Source organism: Kaistella sp. (assembly GCF_041824135.1).
GTDB lineage: Bacteria > Bacteroidota > Bacteroidia > Flavobacteriales > Weeksellaceae > Kaistella.
Genome location: NZ_JBGZYM010000044.1, coordinates 54,324 through 74,253, shown reverse-complemented (window position 1 = coordinate 74,253; position 19,930 = coordinate 54,324). Strand labels below are relative to the sequence as shown.

The window sequence follows — 19,930 nt, the reverse complement described above, 5'->3', positions numbered from 1 at the left end:
TTTAAGAAATAGTAAAAAAATGAATAAATACTTCAATATAAAAATACTTTCAGTTCTTTTTTCTGCTTTCGTTCTTACTTCATGTATGACGCGGGAAAAGTACGGAAGACCAAGTGAGGCCATTAATGAAAATCTTTTCCGCACCGACTTGTTACCGAAAGATTCCATGAGTATGGCAACCGTTTCATGGAGAGATATTTTCACCGATCCAGTTTTACAAAAACATATTGCGAAAGCGTTAGAAAATAATTTAGATGTAAGAGTGGCCTTGCAGAACATCAGTGCCGCTGATTCTTATTTAAAGCAAAGTAAAGCAGCTTATTTACCAACCCTTTCTGCGGGTCCGAATTATACCTTTCAAACACAGTCTTTGAATACCCAATCTGGACAGTTAGCAGGAGAAAGAAAATACGGAAATCAATTTGATGTTTCGGCAAATGTTGGCTGGGAAGTTGATATTTGGGGAAAATTGAAAGCACAACAAAAAGCAGAATTAGCCAATTATTTAGGAACTGTTTCCGCCCATCAAGCGGTGAAAAGCGATTTGGTTGCGGCAGTTGCTTCAGCTTATTATCAGCTTTTAACTTTTGATGATCAGAAAAAAATCATCAACGAAACTATCGCCTTAAGAAATAAAAATCTTGAAACGACTCAAGCTTTAAAAGATGCAGGAACGGTTACAGAAGTTGCAGTTCAACAAAGTCAGGCGCTCGTTTTTAATGCAGAATCAATGTTGATCAGTATTGATGTTCAGATCGCTCTGCTCGAAAACACCATCAGCCTTTTGATGGCAGAACCTTCACACGCCATAGAGCGTACAACGATTGATGCTCAGAAAATGCCGGTAAGTTTAGCGCTGGGTTATCCAGCGAATCTGTTGGAAAACCGACCTGATGTAAAAGCTGCAGAATATCGTTTGATGAATGCTTTCGAATTGACCAATGCCGCTAAAGCTAATTTTTATCCGACGTTGAGATTGACGGGAAGCACAGGAATATCTTCCGGAGATATTGATCAGTTATTTAGTGCAAGTTCACTTTTCGCGAACGTTGTAGGCGGTTTAACACAACCAATATTAAATAAAAGACAAATTAAAACTCAGTATGAAGTTAGTTTAGCCAACAAAGAAATTGCTTATCTCAATTTTAGAAGATCAGTTTTAACAGCAGGAAGAGAAGTTTCTGATGCTCTAAAAATTTATCAGTCACAAGATGGATTCATTAATCTGAAAAGGAAAGAAATGGATGCTTATAAAAACTCTGTAGAATACTCTCAGGAATTGGTGAACTACGGTTTGGCAAATTATCTGGAAGTGATCAACGCAAGTGTAAATCAACTGAATGCTGAACTGAATATTTCGAATGCTGAATATTCGAAGCTTGATGCAGGGATTGAACTGTACCGCGCACTTGGTGGTGGCTGGAGATAATAAGAAACCAGGTAAAAAGTAAAAAGAGCCAAGGGAAATCAACCAATTTTTCAATTATTATGATTGAGAAATTGGTTTCTTTTTTTTACATTTTTTGATTTTTGATGGAAAACTAGAGGCTACTATTTGTTTACAAAAAGCAATTTTTCTTTTAAATATAATTTAGTCACGTGATAATAACATTGCGTTCTTTGCTTAAAATCGTTGTCTCGTTCTGAAAACGAGTTGAAAAATTTACAATGATTTAAAGAATTCCCACATCACAATTCCACCACAAACAGAAACGTTTAAAGAATGTTTTGTTCCCAACTGCGGAATTTCCAGGAAAGTATCGTAATAAGAAAGCGCTTCATCGCTCAATCCATCCACTTCATTTCCTAAAACTAATGCGTATTTTTCTACTTTATTAATTTGGTAATCAGTGATCACTTTAGAATCGGTGGTTTGTTCGATTCCTACAATTTTAAAGTTTTCCTTTTTTAAATTCTGTAATGCTTCGGCGATATCTTTTTCATAAACCCATTCCACACTTTCTGTCGCGCCCAAAGCAGCTTTGTGAATTTCGCGATGTGGCGGTTGAGGAGTAATTCCACACAAGACTACTTTTTCAATCAAGAAGGCATCTGCGGTTCTGAAGATCGCACCCACATTGTGCATGCTTCGAACATTATCTAAAACCACGACGAGCGGCGTTTTTTGAGTCTCTTTAAACGTTTCGATATCTATTCTTCCTAATTCTTCGAGTTTCAGTTTCTTTGTGGATGACATTTTCGTATTTTTGGCAAAATTAAGGATTTTAGATCTTAATTTTTAAGTTCAATAATTTTTAAAATCAATTCCGTGGCGAAAGAAAAAAAAGAAACTCCTTTAATGACGCAATACAATACCATCAAGGCGAAATATCCTGATGCGCTTTTGCTGTTTCGAGTGGGAGATTTCTACGAAACTTTCGGAACGGACGCCATTAGAACGTCGCAGATTTTAGGAATCGTTCTAACCAAAAGAGCCAACGGTGAAGGTCATATCGAACTCGCAGGATTTCCACATCATTCGGTTGATACTTATTTGCCGAAACTCGTAAGAGCCGGACTGCGTGTTGCAATCTGTGACCAATTGGAAGATCCAAAAGGAGTTAAAGGAATTGTAAAACGCGGCGTGACCGAACTGGTAACTCCCGGCGTAACTTTCAATGAACAGGTTTTAAGCTCCAAGAAAAATAATTTTTTACTTTCGATTCATAAAGTAAAAGAGAAATACGGATTGGCTTTGGTTGATGTTTCCACAGGTGAATTTCTAACTTCAGAAGGAAATCTGGAACAACTACTTCATATCGTGGGAACTTTTGATCCGAGCGAAATTATTTATCAGCGAACGACCGAACTTCCGTTGCAACTGAAAAACCGCAATTCTTTTAAATTAGAAGATTGGGCGTTTCAATACAATTACGGTTACGAAAAATTAACCAATCATTTCAAAACAAATTCTTTAAAAGGTTTTGGGATTGAAGATTTAAAATTGGGAATTACCGCAGCCGGAGCAATTTTCGCTTATTTAGTTGAAGATACACATCACGCACTTTTACAACATATTACCAAAATAAAACTGATTCCGAAAGAGGACTATCTGATGATGGATCATTTTACGTTGCGGAACTTAGAGATCGTTTATTCAAGCAACCAACAGGGGAAATCTTTGCTCGATATTATCGACAAAACCTCTACTCCGATGGGAGGACGATTGTTGAGAAGAAGATTAATTCTTCCTTTAAAATCCGTGAATGAAATCAACAGAAGATTAGATCTCATTGAGTTTTTTAATAAACAGGAAAATCTGAAATATGAGATCTTACAATTATTAAAAACGATTTCTGATCTGGACCGTTTGATGGGGAAACTGGCTTCGGAGAAAATCTCACCGAAAGAACTCGGTTATCTTCGTCAGAGTTTGATTAACATTCGAAATATTAAAGAATTGCTTCATCCACACGATGAGGTTTTGACCTGGTTATCGCCACTGATTAATTTGGATGAACTCATTAAATATCTTACTGATTATTTGAACGAAGAACTTCCGGTCAATATTTCTAAAGGAAATGTGATCAAAACCGGGATTTCAGAAGAGCTCGATCATTTGCGTGGACTTCAAACTAAAGGAAAAGGATTTCTGGACGAAATGTGTGACCGCGAAGTTAAACGAACGGGAATTACCAGTTTGAAGATCAGTTTTAATAATGTTTTCGGTTATTTCATTGAGGTTAGAAATTCTCATAAAGATAAAGTTCCAGAAGACTGGATTCGCAAGCAAACTTTGGTGAACGCTGAAAGATACATCACCGAAGAACTGAAAGAATACGAAGAACAAATTCTGGGCGCCGAAGAAAAGATTTCAAAAATTGAACATTTGCTTTACCGAAAAGTTTGTGAAAATGTGATGATCTACATCGATCAGATTCAGGAGAATTCTAAGATCATTGCAGAATTGGATTGCGGAGTAGGATTGTCTGAACTTGCAGTTTCTGAGTCGTATACCAAACCGGTTTTAAATGCAGGTTTTGAAATTGATTTAAAAGAAGCACGCCATCCCATAATCGAAAATGCTCTGCCGTTAGGTGAAAAGTATATTCCAAATGATTTGTTTCTATCCAAAGATTCGCAGCAGATCATAATGGTTACAGGTCCGAACATGGCGGGTAAATCTGCGATATTAAGACAAACTGCAATTATTTGTTTATTGGCTCAGATAGGAAGTTTTGTGCCGGCGAAACACGCTGAAATCGGCGTTTTGGATAAGATTTTCACGAGAGTTGGAGCGACCGATAATATTTCTTCCGGCGAATCAACGTTTATGGTGGAGATGAATGAAGCCGCAAATATCCTCAATAATATTTCTGAAAGAAGTCTGATCCTTTTAGATGAGATCGGACGTGGAACGTCTACTTATGACGGTGTTTCCATAGCTTGGGCGATTGCAGAATATTTACATCAACATCCGACGCAGGCGAAAACATTATTTGCCACGCATTATCATGAGCTCAATGAAATGACAGTGAATTTTGAAAGAATTAAAAACTTCCACGTTTCTATTCAGGAGCATAAAGGAAGTATTATTTTCCTTCGAAAACTATTATCTGGAGGAAGTGAACACAGTTTCGGAATTCACGTCGCGAAGTTAGCAGGAATGCCTGCAAAAGTGGTAAATCGTGCGAATGAAGTTTTGAAAACTTTAGAAAAAAGCCGTTCACACAGTGGTTCCAAAGATTCAGCAAAAGCGATTACGGACGAAAGTCTGCAACTTTCATTCTTTCAATTGGATGATCCGGTCTTGGAAAATATTCGGGAAGAATTGTTGAAAATAGATATCAATACTTTAACGCCGATTGAAGCGTTGATGAAGTTGAACTCGATTAAGAAAATGATTGGACGATGAGATCTTTAAAATGGAAACAATTATCAACGATCTTCCTATTAAGTGTATTGATATTGGTTATTCATTTCTTCATAATATCTATTGGTAATTTTCCAGGAGGTGAATATGGAATGGCTCCAATTTTATTAATAATCGGTTTGCCTATTTTAGGTCTCGTATGGATAGGCGTGATATTTATTTTAAACTCTTTGAACATTAATTTATCATCTCTCCAAACAGCCCTATTTTATACTTTATCCTACCTGTTTATTGCTTTGTCAAAAACAGTATCTATGGCTAATAGTGGTGATTTTAAATTATTTATCCTACCTGCAATTATTTCCTTTTTGTTATTTTGGGCGAGTAGTTTTTTGATAAAAAGTAAGTAAATAAATAAAATTGAAGTTTATACGCTAACGCCGATTGAAGTTTTGATCAAGTTGAATTCAATAAAGAAAATGATTGAAAAATAGAAAGAACGTAAGAATGAAAGCATTATCCAATTTACCGATTTTTAGATTTAGCTTAAAATATTTCCTGATCAGTGTATTTATTTTCATCGTTGAGGTTTTGATCGCAACCGTTTTCAAAGACTTATTTTTCATTCGTGCCTATTTGGGCGATGTGATTGTAGTAGTATTAATGTACACTTTAATCCTAAGTTTTTTCAAAGTTGAAAGCCGAACAAAACTAATTATCGGACTATTTATTTTTTCTGTGATCGTGGAAGTTTTACAGTATTTTAAGATCGCAGATATCTTAGGTCTAAAACCTGGAAGCATGGCCGCAATAATCGTTGGAAGCAGTTTTAGTTGGATTGATATCCTGTGCTATGGAGTTGGCTGTGTACTGATTTATCTGATAGAAGTGAAAATGCCATTTAATTGCAGACCAGTGTAAGTGGCTGTCTAAATTTCATTCGCACATTTTTCCCTTTTACAATTCCCGGAGTCCACTTGTCTTTAATAGAGTTTACAATTCGAATACCTTCCCGATTTAAGGAGTTATTATTTCCAACAGCTTTCATATCGCTGAGTGTCCCATCTTTTTCCACAATGAATTCGATCACCGATCGCTGGTTGGTTTCTTTGTCGTCGCAGTCGATTATTCCATGATTAAACTTGGCGTAAACCATTTTGGTGAAAACGTCATTTCCGGCAGGAAAAGTTGCAGCGATGGCATCTTGCGGCAATTGGTGGATCTTCTTTTCTGAGGTGGAAGCGGTCTGGCCAAAAGTCACAGCTCCCGATAAAAAGAGGAATAAAAATACTATTTTGTTCATAACACTGGATTTGTAAAAATGATATATAAAGGCGAGTACGAATCTAATTTATTAAAAAACGGCTTTTCTATTCTTTGTTAATTAAGATCGAGATTTAAAGGAATTCTAAATCGATATCGAACGAGCTCGCCATTAATTTTCGCCGGAATCCATTTTGTTTTTATTTTAGAAATGGCGCGTATCGCTTCTTTGTTAAAACTATCATTGGTTCCATTTGCTTTTATATTACTTAGGGAACCATCAAGTTCAATCACGAATGCGAGTTCACAAAATTCTTTTCCTTGACCTTGCACCTTTTTCTCTCTAAAATTATCTGCAATTAATTGGCGGAACTTTGTAGCGCCACCATCGGGAAATTCTGCGATTTGTTCTGTAATAATGTCAGCCTCTTTTATGATTTCTTGTGAAAAAGCAAATCCAGACAGTAGAATCGCGCAAATAAAATATAGTTTTTTCATGGCTTAATATATTGCTTGACTTCATCTAAAATCTTCAAAATAAAATCTAAAGGCAAATCTGCATTTTCATCAATGAGAAGAATTTTGAATTTCTTTCTGCCTTCCGAGATAAGTTCTGGATGATCTAATCGATCGCCATGACAGAAGCTTAAATAATGTTTTTTGTGTTTTTTGCTGTAATAAAAATAACACAGCATTTTCTTTTTGTATTTGATAAAAGGCAACCCAAAACTCAAGGTTTCGGTAATGTGTTCCGGATCACTTTCCAGTATTTTTTTTCGCAGGAATAAAAGTGTACTTCGCTGAGGCTCTTCAATTCTAAAAAAATATTCCTGTATTGGATTCATTACCCGAAATTCTGCAGATCAACTAACCTTCGGTACATTCCTTTTTTCTCGAATAATTCCTGATGAGTTCCCTGTTCTACAATGATTCCACGTTCCATCACTACGATCCAGTCGGCTTTTTGAATGGTTGAAAGTCGGTGTGCAATAACAAGAGAAGTTCGGTTTTCCATCATCTTTTCTAAAGCATCCTGCACAAATCTTTCAGACTCTGTATCTAAAGCTGAGGTGGCCTCATCCAAAATCATGATCGGTGGATTTTTCAGAACGGCTCTTGCAATTGAAACCCTTTGTTTTTGTCCACCTGAAAGTTTATTACCATCGTCGCCGATATTCGTGTAATACTTTTCGGGAAGATGATCGATGAATTCGTGAGCATTGGCGATTTTCGCTGCCGCCATTACTTCTTCTTCGGTCGCTTCAGGTTTCCCCATCAATATATTATTGAAAATAGAATCGTTAAATAAAACAGACTCCTGAGTCACCATTCCTAACAGGTTTCGGTAATCGGTTACCTTTAAATTTTTAATGTTGGAACCGTCAACCAGGATTTCACCTTCTGAGACGTCATAAAAACGAGCCAGTAAATTGGCAATTGTTGTTTTTCCAGACCCAGATTGACCGACCAGCGCTATGGTTTTTCCTTTTGGAATAATGAGGTCAAAATTCTTTAAAATTACATTGTCTTTATCATAAAAGAAACCGATATTTTTAAATTGAATTTGATTTTTTAAGGTGGAAATAGGCGTTGGATTTGCAATTTCATCGATTTTTAAATCATAATCCAAAACTTCTGAGACCCGATCTAAACTCGCCATTCCACCTTGAATAGAGGAAAAAGCATTTGATAATTTTTTTGCTGGATCTAAAATTTGAAAGAACACGCCGATAAAAGCCAAAAACGTTACTGGATCTTTATTGGTTCCGTTGATGATTTCAGTTCCGGCAAACCAGGTGATCATTAGAAGCGTTACCGAACCTAAAAACTCACTCATCGGTGAAGCTAATTCCCGTCGCCGGCTCATGCCAATCGCATATTTTTGCCAGTTATTTGTGGTTTTATTAAATCTATTTGTTAGGATTTTATCCGCATTAAAAATTTTGATCACTTTAGAAGATTTCAATGTTTCATCAACCAGAGAAAATAAATTTCCTAATTCTTCCTGTGCTGCCGTTGCCTGTCTTTTCAAGCTTTTACCAACCCAGGCGATAATAAGTCCCATCACTGGAAAAACCAAAAGTGAAAATAAAGTTAGTTGTGGAGAAAGAATAAATAGCGTAATCAAAGAGGCAATGATCATAAACGGAGCGTTCAGCACATCAACCAAACTTCCCATAATTCCACCTTCTACGGCACCAATATCATTGGAGATTCGCGACATCATATCACCCTTTCGCTGTTCTGTAAAAAATGAAACGGGTAACTTTAAAAATTTGTCATACATCGCAGTTCGCAAATCTTTGGTAATTCCTACGCGGTAATTTACCAACAGATAAGCACCTAAATATCTAAACAGATTCCTTAATAAGAACGCAACTGCAGTAATGCTACAAAGAACTGCTAAAACCTGAATTGCGCCATATTCATTGATGTTAAGCTGTATTTTATAATAAGCCATGTCTTTCAAATATCCAAAATAATCACCGAATTTGCCGCTGTAGACCGGGATGATATTAGTATCGACTTCTTTGTCGAGCTTGAATAAAATCCGCAGAATAGGCAGCATTGTTACAATAGAGAAAATCTGTAATAGGGAATAAAGAAGGTTAAAAAAAATACTTCCTAAAAGATATTTTTGATGAGGTTTGGCGATGGAAAGGATGCGCTTTAATGGTTTCATTAAGTGAAATTAGATGGCGAATTTACGGAATTTTCAATTGTCAATCAGCGGTCATTTATTTTATCAGATGGTAATTGTGACAAGTTTATCAGCAAGCTGTATTTGAAATATTCCTGATCTTAATTTATTGGTCGTTTATTATCAAAACAGAGAGAATTTTGCGGCCAGGTAATTTTGTAGAGATTTAAAAAGTAGCACAGTCGACGGTGTAACTAATTGTTGTGGTCTCTGCGAAAGTTGTTTTATAGGGATAATCTAACTTATGTGATTTCGCATTTATAGTATTAGGATTTTCAACATAAATGAAATTTACTGACACGTCCGTATTAGGTCTCACTAAAAAGTCAAACGTTTTTTCTCCGTTTTGATCAATGAAGCTCCAATTGCTAAAGTTGCTATTGTCCTGTAAATTGGTGACTTCTGTGTATAAAGGAGGAATATTATTATTAGAAACTTTAACGTGAATATTTAACGTAATGGGTTTCCAAATACCATAGTTTTTCTCATTAATTTTACTAGCTTCAACCACATTGTCAAGGTCACCGTTATCAAATCTGTAATTATCATCCGTGGGCATTATTGTGTAGGTATAATACTCCCTACCATTTGCTGGTAGGTAACCAAATTCATAACGGTAATTGCCATTAGAATCTGTGGTGATTTCTGCAACATTCTCTTCTTTCCAACAAGTAGAAAAGCCGCCACAATTTTGCTTCCATTGTCGCTTCAAAATAAGCTTTAAGTTGGGAATTGCAAGGGCTGTTGTAGGGTTTGTTATTTTTCCCATCACCGTAGTTCTAACAGAATCTACTTCGTCATAGCGAGTCTCGCGACAGGACAATAGTGATAAAATTACGAGGAGAAAAAATATTTTTTTCATCCGTATGCATTTTATCAAATATAAAACAAATTTTAATATGCAAAATCATTAAAATCTAATCCAAAAAAAACAGTCCCATAAATGGAACTGTTTCACTCAAAAAAATCGTTGTAAGTCTAACGGAGTCTGTCCACAGATTTTACGAGCCTTTCGTCTTTCCGTATATAAACATTCGCAATCAGCAAACATATTATAGATAGTAACGGGAAAACAGGCTCAATACCCTTCTCAGGAAAATCAATTCCTCCGGATAAAGTGAGTAGCCAATACGCCAATAAACCGAGCAACAAAGCGTTTATCATAAAACTGATCTTGTTCAGTTGAATTTGTCTTTTGCGGTCTTTATAACTTAAGATACTAATAAAGCCAAACAGTACAAGAATCACACACGCCACTGAAATAAAAGGAACGGGTCCGAAAAGGGAAAAATCCTGTCCGGTAACGAACAAAAATACGGCGCCAATAATCGCCAAAAATATCCATACGGTCTGTATTCTCTGCAACATACTATTTGATTCTGCCTACAAAAATACCAATAATTTTTTGCATAATTAAAAAATAAACGTAGATTTGCAGTACAAACGTCCTAAAAGAGAAGAGTCACCTGACTTAACATTCTTACTTACAATTACTTATAAATTACTTTTTTGCGTAACATTTATGTTCAACATTGAAACATTAAGGTCAAAATCCGATTCAGATTTGACTAAAATCACAAGCGATCTTGGCGTTAAAATTGCTAAAAGCAGCAGTGACAACGATAAGATTTTTGCAATTTTGGATTTTCAAGCATCCAATACTAAAGTAGCGAAAGATTACTACAGCGCGACAGAAACTCCTATGAATACAGAAGAAGAAAAAGCTCCGGCACCCAAAAAACCAGCCGCTAAAAAACCAGCTCCCAGAAAGAAAGTAGAAAAACCTGCTGAGGATTCTACTGAAGTTTCAAAAGAGGCTCCTAAAGAGGTTGTTAAAAAAGTTGCTGAGGAAACAAAAGAAGTTCCTGCGAAGACAGAAGCTGAAACTGCACCAAAAAGTTCAGAGCCTGAACAGCCGAAAGCAGTCGCTCAAAATCAACAAAAGAAAAAAAGACAACGCGTTGGTCCGCCAAAATCGGAAGCAGAAAATACCGAAAAAGAAGTTGTTGCGGAAACTGAGATTCAAGCAGAAGCTAAACCTGAACAACCCAGAAATCCCAATCAAAATTCCAATCCTAACCAGTCAGGAAATGCCAAAGGAAATCCCAATCAAAACGGAAATCCAGAGCAAAATGGAAATGGTAACCCTAATCAAAACGGGAATCCAAACCAAAGCGGAAATGCACAGAGACAACCTCAGCACCAGCACAAGAATCAAAACCAGCATAAAAACCCCAATCAAAATAAAAATCAACAAAGCAATGATTCGCAAGATGAGCCTGCTAAAAAAGAATTTAATTTTGATGGATTAGTTACTATAGAAGGCGTTTTGGAAATCCTTCCAGATAATTACGGTTTCTTGCGTTCTTCAGATTTCTCCTATATTTCTTCTCCCGATGATGTTTATGTATCGACGAACCAGATTAGAAATTATGCCTTAAAAACTGGAGATACCGTCAGAGGAATTGTAAGGTTGCCGAAAGAAGGAGAGAAGTATTTCTCTTTAATGAAGCCAACAGAAGTAAACGGAAGAGATCTTGATTTTATTAAAGATAGAGTTGCTTTCGAATTTTTAACTCCACTTTTCCCAGAAGAGAAATTTAATTTAACCGGGAAAAACGCGACACCTTCGACCAGAATTGTAGATTTGTTTACACCTATTGGTAAAGGTCAGCGTGCAATGATTGTTGCGCAACCGAAAACTGGTAAAACGATGTTGTTGAAGGAAATTGCGAATTCAATTTCTGCCAATCATCCGGAAGCATATATGATGATTTTACTCATCGACGAAAGACCGGAAGAGGTAACCGACATGGAGCGAAGTGTAAATGCTGAAGTAATTGCTTCGACCTTTGATGAACCAGCTGAAAAGCATGTAAAAGTGGCTAACCTGGTTTTATCGAAAGCGCAGAGAATGGTAGAGTGTGGACATGATGTTGTCATCTTATTAGATTCAATTACCCGTTTGGCGAGAGCTTATAATACCGTTACTCCAGCTTCAGGTAAGATTTTATCTGGTGGAGTTGACGCCAACGCCTTACATAAACCGAAACGATTTTTTGGTGCTGCCAGAAATATTGAAGGCGGTGGATCACTAACAATTATTGCAACTGCCTTGATTGATACAGGTTCTAAAATGGATGAAGTTATTTTTGAAGAATTCAAAGGAACTGGAAATATGGAACTTCAGTTGGATCGAAAAATTGCCAACAAACGAATTTTCCCTGCTATCGACCTGACTTCATCGAGTACAAGAAGAGATGATCTATTGATGGAAGATACCGTTCAACAAAGAATGTGGATCTTAAGAAAGTATTTGGCAGATATGAATCCTGTAGAAGCCATGGAATTTGTGAACAGAAGCATTAAACAGACTTTAAATAACGAAGAGTTTTTAATGTCAATGAATAAATAATTAAGTATTATATTTCCTTACAGAAGGAATTTTAATTCAATATAAAACCGTTTTTCGAAGCGGTTTTTTTGTTTTCATCAATGTTAAAGATTTGCTAAAGTGAGCTTAGCTTTTTGGAATTGGTCTAAATAATGATTAAATTTGACTCATAACACTTAATAAAAATAAATATTATGTCATTCGAATTACCAAAATTAGGATATGCGTACGACGCACTGGAACCAACTATTGATGCAAAAACAATGGAGATCCATTACACAAAACACCATCAAGGTTACGTAGATAATTTAAATAAAGCAATCGCAGGAACTGATTTAGAAGGAAAATCTATTGAAGAAGTTTGCAAAACAGGAACTGATAAAGCAGCGGTTAGAAATAACGGAGGTGGACATTTTAACCACTCTCTTTTCTGGGAAATTTTAACTCCAGGTGGTAGTAAAGAACCAGTCGGAAATGTAAAAGCAGCGATTGAAACTTATGGTGGATTTGATAAATTCAAAACTGATTTTTCTGAAGCAGCTAAAACAAGATTCGGTTCAGGTTGGGCTTGGTTATGCAAAAAAGCTGATGGATCGGTAGCAGTTTGCTCAAGTCCAAATCAAGATAATCCATTGATGCCAGTTGCAGAATGTCAGGGAACGCCACTTTTAGGATTGGATGTTTGGGAACATGCTTATTACCTGAACTATCAAAACAGAAGACCTGATTACGTAACTGCATTTTTTGATGTAGTGAATTGGGATAAAGTAGAAGAGAAATTCAATAAATAATTGAAAATCTTATATCATAAAAAAAGTTCAGAGAAATCTGAACTTTTTTTTGTTTTAACTTTTATGCATTCTTGTTTTCGTTTATTGAGTTTTTTTGTGACTTCTTCTTAAATTATTCACTTCCGCTCAAGCCATTTAATTTCAAACCGTATTTCCATTTTACAAAGGCGAAAACCTGGTACAATTTATATTCGTATTTCAAACCATAATTAACGTTTGGGTCGTAATCGATAGAAGATTCAATTACGTTTCTGTATCGACCGGAGAAATAATAGGAATTCCATTCGCTCACCAAAAATTGATTTTTGGATTTCAGATAACCTTCAGAATACATACTCATCGGCCTCGCAATAGCATTGATAAAATAAGTGAACTGCGTATCCAGAACTTCTAAATCGTATTCGCCATCATCATTCTTTTGAGCTTGAAGTGGATGGTCTTCTTTTGGTTGATTGGCTATATTGTTTTGGCTGGAGCAGCTTAGAGTTATCAGCAGAATGCTGAAAGCAAAGATTAATTTTTTCATCGTGAACTTTTTAATAACGAATCAAATTTACAGCCAAAAAAACCGTTTCAAAAAACGGTTTTTATTTTATGATTCATTTATTGCACTTCTCGCTGTACCACTACAAAGGCTGGGAAGTGATCACTATAACCACCCGTAAACTGGTCGCCATTCCAGGAACGAAGTGGATAACCTTTCCAACTTCCTTCTCTATTAATCAGGTATGGTGGTGCAAATACTTCAGTTTTATAAACCGAATACTCTTTTCCGACTTTATCAGAAATTAAATTTCCTGATACGATGATTTGGTCAAATAAGTTGGGAGCATCCTGGTAAGCAAGAGAGGCAACCCCTTTTTTAAACAAAGGATACATTAAATTAAGATAAGGAGTTTCTGGGCTCAGATCTTTCGGACTTGCCACAGCTTGTAAAATGTTTTTCAAACTGGTGTTGACTGGATCATCATTAAAATCTCCCATCGCAAATAGTTTTGTAGTAGGATCTTGTAATCTCACACTATCCATTTGTTGTTTTAAGACTTTAGCTGCTGCATTTCTTCTTGGTAATGACCGTGCCTCACCACCGCTTCTCGCTGGCCAGTGATTCATGAAAAAGGCAACTTTTTCGTTATCCAAAAATCCAGTTGCTACAACAATATCACGAGTGTACGCTCTTTTACCGTCGTCATTAAAAATTTTTATTTCTTTCTTCAAAGAATTGCTGGGTGTAAATCTTCTTTTCTGATAAATCAGCGCTACATCGATTCCACGTGCGTCGTACGAGTTGTAATGAATAATTCCATAGTCATACTTCGCAAGAAGTGGATGTTTAATTAAATCCTCAATGACCTGTCTATTTTCAACTTCGATCAATCCAACAATTACCGGTGCTGTTTTGGTATATTGAGCGCCCATTTCTGAAATCACTTTCGCTTGATTGGCAATCTTAATATTGTAGTTTTTGGTGTTCCAGTTTTTAGCACTGTTATAAGTAAAATCATCTGCAAGGATTTGTTTACGAACAACTTTTTTACCTTTTAATAAATCGTCTCTCCATTCGCCACGGTATTCCTCTGTAGTTTCTAAATATTTAAGAGAGTCCAAAGGCACACTTCGGTGAAAAGCTGGATTGCTCACCTCTTTTGTTCCGTCAACATAGTCTGCAGACGCAATGGTGTCCCAAAGATTTTCTACGTTCATGAATCCAATGGTCGCCACTTTTCTAAGTTGACCTTTCTGTTGACCAAAAATAAAACAGAACGCCATTAAGAATACAAAACTTACAATTTTTCTCATTATAATATATAATTACGTTTATAAGGCAAAGTTAGTTTAAATATTATTTTGAAAATACTAAATTTTCTAATCTCCTAATATTTATCATGTATGACGTTGGTAATATGTTAAATTTATCTAAAGTAATATAAATTTGTCTAAATTTGTCCTAATTAAGTTACTGAATTGATTTTTAATTCAAACAGCGAAAAATAAATTATCAACATGATTAAAAAATTATCTTTAATCTCTTTGTTTACCCTGCTTCCAGCATCGTTTTATTTTGCACAAACTACAGTTTATGCTTATTTAAAAGATGCCAACGGAAATCCTGTGGAAAGTGCAGAGATTGATTTAAAAGGATCTGGTAATGAAGTAAAGGCAGACAAGATTGGATACTTCCAGTTTGTCGATCTTAAAACAGGCCATTACCAACTTGTCATTACCAAACCGAATTTCGAAACCAAGGTGATGGAGTTCGATGTGAATGATGAAAAGAGAAAGGATCTTGGCGTTGTTACGCTTTATTCTAGTGTAACAGGAGCAGATCAAGGTCTGGCCATTATCGAAAGTAATGGTGATGAAGAAAACTCGAGTCAGGGAACAACCATCGGTTTACTGCAATCGTCGCAAGATGTTTTCAGTAGAATTGCTGCCTACGATTTGGGTGCTTATTGGTTCCGACCAAGAGGTATTGATGGTAGATCCGGGGAAACCATGATGAATGGTGTTTCTATGGTGAAATCTGATAACGGTAACGTTGACTTTGGTAACTGGGGAGGTTTGAATGAAATCACTAGATATCCAGAAACGTCTGCGAATCATGCTCCATCTGAATATGCATTTGGTGGTGCAAGTTCTGTTATTTATAAAAACACCAATGCCAGCGAATATAGAAAAGGATTCCAGGGTACTTACTCATTAACGAACAGAAATTACAGAAACAGAGCCTCACTGCGTTATACTTCAGGTATGAACAAAAATGGTTGGGCGTTTACTGCAATGGGTGCGAGAAGATGGGCACAGGAAGGTATTCAGGAAGGAACTTTTTATGATGCTTGGGGTGGTTTCTTAGGAATTGAAAAGAAATTCAATGATGCTCACACCGTGACTTTAAATGCGTTCGCGGCACCTTACAGAAGATCTACTTCTAGCCCAAGCACACAAGAGGTTTATGATTACAGAGGAGTACATTATAACTCTTATTGGGGTTGGCAAGATGGTGAGAAAAGAAGTGAAAGAGTAAGATCAGGTTTCCAGCCGATTTTCCAAATTCAGGATTTCTGGAAAATTAATGAGAAATCAAGTCTTCGTACCGCGGTTTCTTACCAGTTTGGAAAAGATAAATCAGCGAGATTAGATTGGCAAAGTGTTCAAAACCCATCGCCTACTTATTACCGATATTTACCAAGTTATTATGATTCTTTAGATCCTAATGCTTCGGTTTCAGTACCAACTAGTGAAACAGCAACCACCGCTCAGCAAGCATATCAAGATGCTTTGGCCGGATGGCAAAATGGTGATCCAGCGTACACTCAAATAAATTGGGATGCGTTGTACAGAAGAAATATGAATCAGCCTGCAGGAACTTATTATGGAGAAACAGGTAAACGTGCTTTGTACTTCCAGGTTGCTGATGTAAGCGATGATAAAATATGGAATGTAGGAACTCATTATGTATATGACATTAATAATACTTCTAAGTTTTTATTAAATGTTTCTTATGAAAATTATAAGTCAGAATTATACCGGGAAGTAAAAGATCTTTTGGGTGCTGATTTTGCATTAAACAGAGATCCATTTGCTGCCACTAACCAACCAGGTAAAAGTGGTTTTTATAACGAAGGCGAAGAGAACGTTGCTAAAAGAGTAGGAGATAAAATTAATTACAACTACAGTTTCTCCAGACAAGAAGTGAAAGTGAACCCAGGTTTGAAATTTGAAACGGGTAAATTTGACGTATTTGTTTCTGGTTTAGCAGGTTATTCTACTTCATTTAGAGAAGGACATTATAATCATTACCTGTACAAAGATTCTTACGGAAAAGGTGGAGATCAAAACTTCTGGAACTTCGGTTTGAAAGGACAGGTGATCTATAAAATGAACGGTAGAAACTTCTTGGTTTACAACGGAGCCTACTTTTCACAAGCACCTTTCTTAGAAGATTTATTTATCAATCCAAGAGTCAACGGATCTACGGCGCCCAATATTGAGAACACTCTTATCAATGCTAATGATTTAAGTTATGTGATCAACAGCCCGTTCTTTAAAATGAGATTGACTGGTTATTTAATCGACACTCAAAATGACACCAATGTTCAGAGGTTCTTTGCAGATGGTATTCAGTTAAGTTCAGCAGGACAAGACGGAACGGTTACTAATGTACAAAGTGCTTTCGTAACGCAGATTATGTCGAACCTTGAGAAAAGAAACATGGGTGGTGAATTAGGGGTTGATGTTAAAATCTTACCAACTTTATCTGTTCAAGGTTTAGCAAGTTATGGTCAGTTTACGTACAGAAATGACCCGAATGTTTATTTCGCTTCTGACGCTGCCGGAACTTTCGGCGATGGTTTAGCTTACCAAGATTTAGGTAAAGCTTATTTGACCGATTCAAAACAAGGTGGAACACCACAACAAGGTTATTCATTAGGATTCAGATATAACTCTACGAAATACTGGTGGTTTGGTGCCAATTGGAATTATCTGGATGACAACTATCTAGATCCATCACCATTATTAAGAACGGAAAGATTTATACAAAATCCGGTAACAGGAACTCCGTATGCAGGTCTTGATGAAAATGAACTAAGAAGAGTATTAGCGCCAACTAAGCTTCCTTCTGCTTATTTCTTGAATGCCAACGTTGGTAAATCTTGGAGACTAGGAGCTTATTATGTATTGCTTACGGCATCAGTTAATAATATTTTAGACAACACTAAATATATTACCGGTGGTTTCGAGCAAACAAGAAGAGTAACATTCCCTGGATATGTGGAGGAAAATTCGAGAGAATTCCCATTATTCGGACCGAAATACTGGTACACTCAAGGAAGATCGTATTTCGTAAACCTTCAAGTTAGATTTTAATTAATAATCAGAATTTTAAAAAACAATAAAATGAATTTCAAACAATATTTTAAAACCGCTTTTGTACTTGCTATTTCAGCACTTACAGTAAGCTCTTGTGTGAATAAAGATGATTGGGATACGCCGCCAATTAATTGCAACAATAAATTTGATGCTCCTAACATTTCCATGGCTGATTTCAAAGCGTTAGCGCCAGCATCAGGTTTCGTTTTGATTACTGAAGATAAAATTTTTGATGGATACATCGTTTCTTCTGATGAGAACGGTAACTTCTACAAAACGATCTCTTTTCAGGATAAACCAGAAAATCCAACTGCAGGTTTGCAAATGGAGGTTGACAGAGCAAGTAACTACGCGGATTTTCCAGTAGGAACTCACATTAGAATTAATGCTAAAGGTTTGCGTTTAGGTTTAGATCGTGGGACGGTAAAAATCGGTTCTGTCGATCCTACTTTTGCGATCGGAAGAATTCCGGGAGTTTTATTCACCAGATATATTTCTGCAGTATGTAATGGAAACTTAATGGATATCGCAACAATGGTTCCGACACCAGTGTCAAGTTTAGCAGCAGCGAAACAAGAAAAGTATATCAACACTTTGGTAACCGTACCGAATGTTCAATTTGGAACTTCAGAAATTACGCCTGTTAACAAAACTTATGTTGATTATTTAGCAGGAGCAGGAGTTGATACAAGCAGAACAATCGAAGATATCTCTGGAAGTTCAGCAGCCTTAAGAAACTCAGGATTCTCAGCTTATGGTTCTACATTATTGCCAACCGGAAGTGGAGATATTACCTTTGTTGTAAGCAGATATAATTCAGATTATCAGATGTTGATCAGAGGATTAAATGACGTGCGCTTTAATAATCCTAGAATGACCATCGAGATCGAAACTTTCGAATCTTTTGCTCAAGGGACTGATAACTTCTTACCGAAATACTACAATACTTCATTGATTGGAAGCAGAAAATGGTTTGTTCAAACTTATAACAACAATAAGTATCTTCAAATTTCAGGTTTGAATATGGGTCTTGTAAAAACTCATTTTGCGATGCCTGTTGATTTCAGCAAAAAAACGAAACTTTCATTCAAAACAAATGCTGGTTATTACAATGGTGAGGTTTTAAAAGTATACTGGTCTTCTAACTATGATCCTGCAAATCCAACTGCAGCTACTTTAAACGATATCACTTCACAGTTTGATATCTCTAAAGGTAAAAGTGGCCCAGCTGGAGCATCTAATTATGAGAACGCTTTCCGCGCAAGTGGTATTGGTTCTTATGCAGGTACAGGAAATGGATTTATTATTTTCGAATATAATTCAAATTCTACTGGCGGTGTAGGTGTTTCTACCGTAATGCAATTAGATGAGGTTAATATCTTCTAAGATTTAATTTCTCATAAATATCAATCCGTCTCTGCAAAGAGGCGGATTTTTTTATTTTAAACTGATGACTTCTTGAATTTTAATGCTCATCTTTCTTGAACTAAAAGTCGCTGATACCATTGATTAATTATTCTGTAATTCCCCGTTTAAATTTTTATAAATTTAAATAAGACAAATTAGTCCGATATTAAAATATTTTATATCTTTGTCTTATCGAAATCAAATAATATGTTATCAAAAACCTGTGAATATGCCTTAAGAGCGATGATCTATATCGCACAGCAGTCTCGCGATGGAAGTATGATCAACATTAAAGAAATAGCCGGGAAAATTAACTCACCCGAAATCTTTATCGGAAAAATTCTGCAAGGACTAAGCAAACAGGGATTTCTACAATCCTCAAAAGGGCGATACGGTGGCTTTTATATTTCCGATGACGAAGCGAAACATTCGCTGGCTGATATCATTACCGCGATAGATGGTAATAAAATGTTTCAAGGTTGTGGACTTGGTTTGGCGTTCTGTTCTGAAACAAATCCTTGCCCGATTCATAACACTTATAAGGAAGCAAGAGATCAATTGCATGAGATTTATGGCAAAACTACTTTAAGCCAATTTAGAACAGAAAACTCGGTGGAGAAATTACAATTAAGAAGAGAATAATTTATTCTTTGAAAATAGATTCAATAAAACAGCACTACTTATTTAAC

17 protein-coding genes are annotated in these 19,930 nt (G+C 36.2%); 8 read left to right on the top strand and 9 right to left on the bottom strand.

What is annotated here, in order from left to right; genetic code table 11:
- The first annotated feature begins 19 nt into the window (after window positions 1-19).
- Window positions 20-1,429 (top strand): efflux transporter outer membrane subunit, encoded by a 1,410-nt coding sequence (locus tag ACEYOS_RS05335; protein WP_373710205.1) that lies wholly within the window; start codon window positions 20-22, stop codon window positions 1,427-1,429.
- 234 nt (window positions 1,430-1,663) lie between these two features.
- Here the strand turns inward: ACEYOS_RS05335 and ACEYOS_RS05330 are convergent, their stop codons facing one another.
- Window positions 1,664-2,197, bottom strand: coding sequence for an RNA methyltransferase (locus tag ACEYOS_RS05330; protein WP_373710204.1), 534 nt, complete (start codon window positions 2,195-2,197; stop codon window positions 1,664-1,666).
- A 72-nt stretch (window positions 2,198-2,269) separates the two neighbouring features.
- On the opposite strand from ACEYOS_RS05330, the gene mutS reads away from it, so the two are divergent.
- Window positions 2,270-4,855 carry a DNA mismatch repair protein MutS gene (gene mutS / locus ACEYOS_RS05325; protein WP_373710203.1) on the top strand — a complete coding sequence of 862 codons (2,586 nt, stop codon included), beginning with the start codon at window positions 2,270-2,272 and terminating at the stop codon, window positions 4,853-4,855.
- A 465-nt stretch (window positions 4,856-5,320) separates the two neighbouring features.
- On the top strand, window positions 5,321-5,734 hold the full coding sequence (locus ACEYOS_RS05320) for a DUF2809 domain-containing protein (RefSeq protein ID WP_373710202.1): 414 nt from the start codon (window positions 5,321-5,323) through the stop codon (window positions 5,732-5,734).
- On the opposite strand, the gene ACEYOS_RS05315 is transcribed toward ACEYOS_RS05320, so the two are convergent.
- The 6 genes from ACEYOS_RS05315 to ACEYOS_RS05290 all read right to left on the bottom strand — a co-directional run bounded on the left by ACEYOS_RS05315 (window position 5,715) and on the right by ACEYOS_RS05290 (window position 10,145).
- Complete coding sequence (locus ACEYOS_RS05315) at window positions 5,715-6,116, bottom strand: energy transducer TonB (RefSeq protein ID WP_373710201.1); 402 nt, start codon at window positions 6,114-6,116, stop codon at window positions 5,715-5,717. The genes ACEYOS_RS05320 and ACEYOS_RS05315 overlap by 20 nt on opposite strands.
- Window positions 6,117-6,193: 77 nt before the next feature.
- Complete coding sequence (locus tag ACEYOS_RS05310) at window positions 6,194-6,574, bottom strand: energy transducer TonB (protein ID WP_373710200.1); 381 nt, start codon at window positions 6,572-6,574, stop codon at window positions 6,194-6,196.
- Complete coding sequence (locus ACEYOS_RS05305) at window positions 6,571-6,921, bottom strand: DUF1801 domain-containing protein (RefSeq protein WP_373710199.1); 351 nt, start codon at window positions 6,919-6,921, stop codon at window positions 6,571-6,573. The genes ACEYOS_RS05310 and ACEYOS_RS05305 overlap by 4 nt, the downstream gene beginning before the upstream one ends.
- Window positions 6,921-8,759: an ABC transporter ATP-binding protein gene (locus ACEYOS_RS05300; protein WP_373710198.1), complete on the bottom strand. Its 1,839-nt coding sequence runs from the start codon at window positions 8,757-8,759 to the stop codon at window positions 6,921-6,923. Before ACEYOS_RS05300 ends, ACEYOS_RS05305 begins: the two co-directional genes overlap by 1 nt.
- Window positions 8,760-8,943: 184 nt before the next feature.
- Complete coding sequence (locus tag ACEYOS_RS05295; protein ID WP_373710197.1) at window positions 8,944-9,600, bottom strand: hypothetical protein; 657 nt, start codon at window positions 9,598-9,600, stop codon at window positions 8,944-8,946.
- Window positions 9,601-9,755: 155 nt separating this feature from the next.
- A complete protein-coding gene (locus ACEYOS_RS05290; RefSeq protein WP_373710196.1) occupies window positions 9,756-10,145 on the bottom strand; it encodes a DUF4293 family protein in 390 nt (129 codons plus the stop codon).
- A gap of 154 nt (window positions 10,146-10,299) precedes the next feature.
- Between ACEYOS_RS05290 and rho the strand changes: the two genes are divergently transcribed.
- Together rho and ACEYOS_RS05280 are read left to right on the top strand one after the other, a co-directional pair.
- The gene (gene rho, locus ACEYOS_RS05285; protein ID WP_373710195.1) at window positions 10,300-12,192 is read left to right on the top strand and encodes a transcription termination factor Rho; all 1,893 of its coding nucleotides are present in this window, start codon (window positions 10,300-10,302) and stop codon (window positions 12,190-12,192) included.
- A 173-nt stretch (window positions 12,193-12,365) separates the two neighbouring features.
- Window positions 12,366-12,962, top strand: coding sequence for a superoxide dismutase (locus ACEYOS_RS05280; RefSeq protein ID WP_373710194.1), 597 nt, complete (start codon window positions 12,366-12,368; stop codon window positions 12,960-12,962).
- Window positions 12,963-13,074: 112 nt separating this feature from the next.
- On the opposite strand, the gene ACEYOS_RS05275 is transcribed toward ACEYOS_RS05280, so the two are convergent.
- Window positions 13,075-13,488 carry a DUF6146 family protein gene (locus tag ACEYOS_RS05275; protein ID WP_373710193.1) on the bottom strand — a complete coding sequence of 138 codons (414 nt, stop codon included), beginning with the start codon at window positions 13,486-13,488 and terminating at the stop codon, window positions 13,075-13,077.
- Between the two features lie 77 nt (window positions 13,489-13,565).
- Window positions 13,566-14,762: an endonuclease gene (locus tag ACEYOS_RS05270; RefSeq protein WP_373710192.1), complete on the bottom strand. Its 1,197-nt coding sequence runs from the start codon at window positions 14,760-14,762 to the stop codon at window positions 13,566-13,568.
- 204 nt (window positions 14,763-14,966) lie between these two features.
- On the opposite strand from ACEYOS_RS05270, the gene ACEYOS_RS05265 reads away from it, so the two are divergent.
- From ACEYOS_RS05265 to ACEYOS_RS05255, 3 genes are all read left to right on the top strand, one after another.
- Window positions 14,967-17,831, top strand: coding sequence for a carboxypeptidase regulatory-like domain-containing protein (locus ACEYOS_RS05265; protein WP_373797531.1), 2,865 nt, complete (start codon window positions 14,967-14,969; stop codon window positions 17,829-17,831).
- A 30-nt stretch (window positions 17,832-17,861) separates the two neighbouring features.
- Window positions 17,862-19,220, top strand: a complete 1,359-nt coding sequence (locus tag ACEYOS_RS05260) for a DUF5689 domain-containing protein (RefSeq protein ID WP_373739183.1) — start codon at window positions 17,862-17,864, stop codon at window positions 19,218-19,220.
- A gap of 228 nt (window positions 19,221-19,448) precedes the next feature.
- Window positions 19,449-19,883 carry an Rrf2 family transcriptional regulator gene (locus ACEYOS_RS05255; protein WP_373709557.1) on the top strand — a complete coding sequence of 145 codons (435 nt, stop codon included), beginning with the start codon at window positions 19,449-19,451 and terminating at the stop codon, window positions 19,881-19,883.
- Window positions 19,884-19,930: the final 47 nt, after the last annotated feature.